The following is a 6643-nucleotide window of genomic DNA, read 5'->3' as shown; positions in this document are numbered from 1 at the left end:
ACAGGACCGACTGGAGCAACGGGATCAACTGGGGCAACGGGAATCACAGGACCGACTGGAGCAACGGGATCAACTGGAGCGACAGGAAATACAGGTCCAACAGGACCAACCGGAGCGACAGGTGCAACAGGAGTCACCGGGCCGACCGGAATAACTGGAGCAACAGGACCAACTGGGGCAACGGGAATCACAGGACCGACTGGAGCAACGGGGTCAACTGGAGCGACAGGAAATACAGGACCAACAGGACCAACAGGAGTTACGGGTCCGACTGGAATAACTGGAGCAACAGGACCGACTGGAGCAACGGGGTCAATTGGAGCGACAGGAAATACAGGTCCAACAGGACCAACCGGAGCGACAGGAGCAACAGGAGTCACCGGGCCAACCGGAGCAACTGGTCCAACAGGAGCAACCGGAGCAAGGGGAGCAACTGGTCCGACTGGTCCAGGAGGCGTAATTCCATTTGCATCAGGAGGAACAGTAACAATAAATTCACTATTAACGGGGATACCTAATACAGGGGCTATTATTGCATTTGGCAATAGTACCACTAGTGTAGGGATTGGTAATGCTACAGTAAATCTTCAAAATATTAGTAATGAAGCATTTGTCGTTCCACAGGCTGGAGCAATTACAAATGTTGCTGCATTCTTTAATATTACGGTTGCTCTTAGTATAGCTGTTTTAGGTACAGCTACTATTACGGCACAAGTATGGAAATCACAAAATGCATCATCTAACGTATTTGCACCTTTAGCATCGACTCTTATAAGCTTTACACCATTAGCTGGTGCCATAGCTGCATTTACTACATTAAATGGAGCTCTTGCAAATTTAAATGAACCAGTAAATGTAGGAGATCGTTTAATTATGGTATTCTCTGTGGCTACTACAGGGTTAAGTGTAATAACTGCTATTACAGGTACAGCAAGTGCAGGTATTACAATTATTTAATTATAGTAGCACAATAATAGGTAACATTTCAGTTAGTTTGGTAACGACTGAAATGTTACCTATTTTCTTCACGAAAAAATAGGTAATCGAGTGAAGCAATTCTTTTCTTAAAAGATGGAAATAATCAGCACGAAAAAAGTTTCTAGTAGGAGTATTTATTTCCATGTTATTGAAAGTGGATTGGAGAATACAAGGAAGTAAAGTCTCTTATGAAAAAAATTATTATAAATCAAGTAGTGAATATACTAAATGCTGCATAGAATATATTAAAGAAAAAATTAATGAGAGACTATGAACTGGTGGGGGATGATAGAAAATGAGATTATCATCGTATGAAGCTGCTAAAGAGTTAATATTAACCGAAGAAGAAATAGCTAGTTTTGTAGGACCTCAGCCGAGCAATTTACTTGAGCAAATTGAGCAAATTTTAGAATTAGAAATAATAGGATCGTATAGAAACTTCTTAGAAACATTTGGTGCAGGAATCTTTGCAGGTGTAAAAATTTTGGGTATTTCTAGTGATGATTTCAAGAGTCCTTCAATGTTAAATGGTATTAATTATACATTAACATTGAGAAAAGAAATTGGCTTGCCTAGCAATCTCTTAGTTATTTATAATCCGGGAAATGGCGAACTATTCTGTTTGGATTTCAATCAAATAAAGGCGGGGGAACCAGAGATTGTTTCTTATATGCCAGCTATAGGAATGGGCCTAGAGTACGATGCGATTGCAGATAACTTTGGCGAGTTTTTATATGAAATAGTATGTGATGATTTGTAAAAAAAAGAAATAATTGATTATTTATTATTCTCTATAAAGAGCAATAAGCGTTCCATAATGCATTATTAGGGATTAATTAAAAATAAAAAAGGAAATTTACGGTCAAAGAGGAACTGTCTGATTATACAGTTCCTCTTTGTCTTGTATTCAGCTCCATGTAAACCAGCGTGCATGACCATCAGGACGCTCAAATATATGTTCTTCACAGAGTTCTTTATAAAAATAATCGCGGTGCAAATCTGCATCAAATAGATTGTTGTAGATATGATATATTTCTCTTTCTTGACTAATAGTCTTCAGATTTTTCACCAGTTGCTCTTTTTGCACTAAAGGTATTTGATTTGCAACATGGGTGTGGAACACGCAAATGATAGAATCTTCATCTACTTGCTTTACAATGTCTTCTATTAATTCCACGGCATTACCGGCTATAAGTTCGATATCTAATTTTTGAATAACATCTGTCGCAGCGTTAAATAATTTGCGACGATCTGTATGTTCCGGCCAAATTAATGAGTTTAACCATTCCACATCGTCTTCATTTTTCACGTTATTTGTGTGTAAATCGATACCAATTCTTTGTCTAATAACCGGAGGTGTTTTAATGGACTCTGGTAATGCTATCCCTTTATTGGTAGATTCTATAAGTACGTTAGAATCGTTTTTTCCGTAAATGCTACCTTCATTATATTGATAAGCATATTGATCTAATCCAAGTTGAAGTCCTGCACTAGTACCGATTTCAATCAATGTTAAAGGCTTTTTGTGCTTAGCATAAATTCCAGTGAAAATAGGATAAAGGTAGGCGCATCGTCTAACTTCATTGGTTTGTACTAGTTTTGTTTGAAATAAAGATATTAATGCCTCCCAATGTTCTAGGCAGAAAGTTTTGAAATGTGGAAAAGCCTCTTCTGGATTTTTTGCATTTGATACAAAGTTTGGATAATAAGAGCGTAACTCTGCTGAACTTGAATTATTTAGTAAATATTGTACACTAGCAAAAAGTAAATTTGGTTTCGGTTGATCTTGTGGGATATGGCTAGACAACTCTAATATAGCGTCATCTTTAGCAACTTCATAAGATAAACATTCATATAAACGGCTAGATCCAACACATTCCTTTTCAGCAAATATAGTAAAATTACGACTGATTTTTTCTGAAACTATCATATTTTCACCGTCCAATCTTAATAGTTAATGGTATATTCTGTTATAATAAATATACATAATATTCACATTTTAGTAAATTAAATCTTGTGAAAGAATTTTATATATATGAAAAGGGTGAAGGTAATGAGACAAGTGTCAGACATTGTCATGTTAAGTGAAAATAATACTTTAATTTCTCGATTAAATGCGTTTAAGTCCAAAAATAATAATGAATTGGGCTCTCAAATGAAACAATTTGGCTCAACTCTTGCTTTTCAAGTACGACGTATATCTGGAACAGCCTTTAATACTGTAAGAAATATAAATGAGGAAGATTATATTTACTTATCTGAAATTGTAGATTGGTATAAACAACAAAACATGGATTTTCAAATTGAAGTCGCACCGCAAAATGCGAGTAAAGAGTTGTTTCAGGAATTACATAAACATGAATTTATTCAAACAGGTTTTCATGCATCTTTCATTGGTAATGTTCAGGAAGTAGCAAATAGTTTATGCCATATAAATTGCGAAATTCAGTTGTTAAAGAAAGAGGACTTTAATGATTTTGCAGATGTCTATGTTAAAGGTTATGGATTACCTGAATTCATCGCGGATGGCGTGAAACAAAATAATGAGATTTTGTACGAGATTGAAGGCTGGCAATTCTTTAAAGCAGTCAAAGATGACAAAATGGTTGGAATTGCAGCGCTATATATACGGGATGATATAGCTACATTAGCTGCAGCAACAACACTGCCAGAATATCGTGGACAAGGAATTCAAAAAGCACTCATTAAAGCAAGAGCACAGTACGCCTTAAAGCAAGGGGCTATATATATGACAAGTGAAGCAAAATTCGAGAGTATCAGTCATGCTAATATGGTGAAAAGTACGATGGATTTAGTGTATACAAAGGCGATTTACAATAAGTACAACTAGTATTGTTACTGGTAGGTGAATGGAATGAAAAAATATTTTTTAATGGTTTTTTCAATATTAGTATTCCTGACAATCGTTTGGCAATTTTGGTATATCTATCAGCCACGGACGGGACCGCTTGGAGAAAAACTAATACCTGAGTTAAGTAGTCCGGTCTTTTGGTCGGGAATCATCTGTAGCTTTTTAGTATCTGCTTACGCATTTTCACATGCTATCGATTTATTTAAACGTGGTAAATAGATAGAGATATATAAGAGAATTCTTAACTACATCTTCCAGGAGGGTTAAATGAAAGCTATACTTTTTGATCTAGATGAGACGATTCTAAATCGAGATGCATCGTTGCTTGCGTTTTTGGACGACCAATATGAAAGGTTCCACTCAGTATGGGGGCATATTGAAAAGGGGCAATTGATCCAGAGAATTGTAGAGCTAGATGCTAGGGGATATGTTTGGAAAGATGAAGTATATACTCGGCTAATTGAAGAATATAAGCTAGATACATCTGTTAAAGAATTATTAAACGATTATACGGAACGGTTCCGGTATTTTGTAATTGGCTTTCCAAAATATAAAGAAGTATTAGTTGAATTAAAAAGACAAGGGTATTTGCTAGGTATGATCACGAATGGGAAAGTAGGATTTCAACGAGCGAATATTAGCGGTCTCGGAATTGAAAATCTATTTGATGTCATTGTAGTGTCTGAAGAAGTGGGAATGAAAAAGCCAGATAAGAACATTTTTGAATATGCATTAGCTAAATTACAGATGCCTCCGAATGATGCGGTTTTTATTGGTGATAACCCAACAAACGATGTGGAAGCAGCACGTGATGTGGGAATGATAGGCATTTGGAAGAGAGATCAATTGATAGAGTCGTATAAATCCGAGCATATTATTGATAAACTAGAAGAAGTTTTCGATTTGCTTAAGCAATTAGAAAAGAATTGATTTAATGCATTTATTTATTGCAAGGAAGTAGGTTCGTAAATGATCATTTATTTTATTATTGGAGCAGAAATTGCTTTTTGGCTGTTAATTATAGCTGGTTTAGTTTTACGCTACATTTTGAAATTAAGGCGTATAAGCATTTGGGTATTTGCTGCAACACCCTTAATCGATCTTGTACTGATAGTACTGACGGCATTAGATTTAAAAAATGGAGCAACCGCGAATACTTTTCACGGTCTATCAGCCATTTATATAGGTGTATCCATTGCCTATGGAAAGCAAATGATCGACTGGGCAGATCAACAATTTAAAAGGTTTATATTAAAAACAGGTGAAAGACCCAAAAAATTATATGGGAAAGAAAAAGGAAAGCGTGAGGCATTAGGATTTGTAAAACATATTATTGCCTATGTCATAGGGGCTTTAATTATATGGGGTATGCTGCTAATACTAGGGAAAGATGAGCAGACAATAGCACTTTATCAAGTTTGGAAATTATGGTCAGTTGTATTAGTAATAGACGGGCTGATTAGCATCTCTTACGTGTTCTTCCCAACAAAGAAAAAATAAACTTTAATTATCGAAGCTATATTAAATGAGAGGAAGTGGATTGTGTGAGCTATGTAAGCGAAATAACAAAACTAGTTGGAAATCATCCATTAATCTTACCAGGGTCTGTTGTACTTATAGTGAATGAAAATAATGAGCTATTATTGCAACACAGATCGGACGGTGTCTGGGAATTGCCCGGTGGTTTAATGGAGCAGGGTGAGAGTTTAGAAGAAACAGCGAAAAGAGAAGTGTTAAAGGAGACAGGTTTTATTATTGATGATTTACAATTGTTAGGTGTGTTTTCTGGTGAAAGTTATGAAAGTAAAGTAGTAAATAGTGATGAAGTATATTCAGTAACCGCAGTTTATATAACGAGAAATATCACAGGTAAAATGAAAAAAGACCAAGAAGAAACTGGGGGTTTAAAATATTTTAATATCAACCAAATACCAGATTCTTTAACTGAAGAGTATAGAGGATATATTATGCCTTTCAAGGAATCGATCTTAGGAGTAAATGAAGTATAAGGGGTGGCTGTAGTGGCTTTTATTCGATATGCAAATGAAAAGGATCTAGCCTATATTACAGAGTTCGATTATTTAATAATAGGGGAGAAAAGAGTGAGCTACCATTGTTAAAAAAACGATTTGTAACTAGAGAAGATTGGACAAGAATCTTAGAGCGTGAATTCAAACAATTATATATTTCTGATACAAGTTTTTCAGGAAATATTGCTTTATTAACCTTAAAGAAAGTAAAAGAACCATTATGGACATACCATTGTAACAAGAAAATATGTATTGTCGACAATGGTTATTCTTGGCTTCAACAGCTTCCTGAGAATGAACATTTTGCAATTACTACAATGTTCAACGAATCGAATGAAATTATTCAATGGTATATAGATATTACAACTCATAATGGTATCGAGAATGGTGTGCCCTATATGGAAGACCTGTTTTTAGATTTAATTGTCTTACCTACCGGGGAAATAATAAAAAAAGATTTAGAAGAAATTGAAGAGGCGTTAGATGAAGGTTGGATTACCAAAGAACAATATAATTTAGCATTCTCAACTTTTAATACAATCTATGAAGAGTTACAGAATGGTACGTTCAAATATTTAAAATTAAGTAATGTACATAGAGAGTGTTTATTGCAAGGAAATCTATAGTAGAAAGCTGTATTATATATTCACCTTTTGAACATTAAGACAATGAGTTGATTTCAATAGCCTATACTTTGTAAAAGTATAGGCTATTTTTTTACAACTATCTACAAAATTACTCTTTTATTAAAATTAACCTAATC

At 35.0% G+C, this 6643-nt stretch carries 9 protein-coding genes; 8 read left to right on the top strand and 1 reads right to left on the bottom strand.

Annotated elements, in window-relative coordinates; translation table 11 throughout:
* Together AMD00_RS05715 and AMD00_RS05710 are read left to right on the top strand one after the other, a co-directional pair.
* Positions 1–957: exosporium glycoprotein BclB-related protein (locus AMD00_RS05715; RefSeq protein ID WP_083446130.1), on the top strand; the 957-nt coding region annotated here is incomplete at its 5' end.
* 316 nt (positions 958–1273) lie between these two features.
* Positions 1274–1738, top strand: a complete 465-nt coding sequence (locus tag AMD00_RS05710; RefSeq protein WP_053416090.1) for an SMI1/KNR4 family protein — start codon at positions 1274–1276, stop codon at positions 1736–1738.
* Between the two features lie 147 nt (positions 1739–1885).
* Here AMD00_RS05710 and AMD00_RS05705 read toward each other — a convergent pair whose 3' ends face one another.
* On the bottom strand, positions 1886–2908 hold the full coding sequence (locus tag AMD00_RS05705; RefSeq protein ID WP_053416089.1) for a DUF2332 domain-containing protein: 1023 nt from the start codon (positions 2906–2908) through the stop codon (positions 1886–1888).
* Between the two features lie 123 nt (positions 2909–3031).
* On the opposite strand from AMD00_RS05705, the gene AMD00_RS05700 reads away from it, so the two are divergent.
* The 6 genes from AMD00_RS05700 to AMD00_RS05675 all read left to right on the top strand — a co-directional run bounded on the left by AMD00_RS05700 (position 3032) and on the right by AMD00_RS05675 (position 6506).
* Positions 3032–3829, top strand: a complete 798-nt coding sequence (locus AMD00_RS05700) for a GNAT family N-acetyltransferase (protein ID WP_053416088.1) — start codon at positions 3032–3034, stop codon at positions 3827–3829.
* A 24-nt stretch (positions 3830–3853) separates the two neighbouring features.
* Positions 3854–4069 carry a hypothetical protein gene (locus AMD00_RS05695; RefSeq protein WP_053416087.1) on the top strand — a complete coding sequence of 72 codons (216 nt, stop codon included), beginning with the start codon at positions 3854–3856 and terminating at the stop codon, positions 4067–4069.
* A gap of 48 nt (positions 4070–4117) precedes the next feature.
* On the top strand, positions 4118–4780 hold the full coding sequence (locus AMD00_RS05690) for an HAD family hydrolase (RefSeq protein ID WP_053416086.1): 663 nt from the start codon (positions 4118–4120) through the stop codon (positions 4778–4780).
* 39 nt (positions 4781–4819) lie between these two features.
* Positions 4820–5350, top strand: coding sequence for a hypothetical protein (locus AMD00_RS05685; protein WP_053416085.1), 531 nt, complete (start codon positions 4820–4822; stop codon positions 5348–5350).
* Positions 5351–5394: 44 nt separating this feature from the next.
* Positions 5395–5859 (top strand): NUDIX hydrolase, encoded by a 465-nt coding sequence (locus AMD00_RS05680; RefSeq protein ID WP_053416084.1) that lies wholly within the window; start codon positions 5395–5397, stop codon positions 5857–5859.
* Between the two features lie 104 nt (positions 5860–5963).
* On the top strand, positions 5964–6506 hold the full coding sequence (locus tag AMD00_RS05675; RefSeq protein WP_053416083.1) for a DUF402 domain-containing protein: 543 nt from the start codon (positions 5964–5966) through the stop codon (positions 6504–6506).
* Positions 6507–6643: the final 137 nt, after the last annotated feature.

It is taken from the genome of Viridibacillus arvi, assembly GCF_001274945.1.
In the GTDB taxonomy this organism is placed as follows: Bacteria; Bacillota; Bacilli; order Bacillales_A; family Planococcaceae; genus Viridibacillus; species Viridibacillus arvi.
Note: the sequence above shows the minus strand (reverse complement) of the source record. Positions and strands in the feature narration are given on the sequence as shown.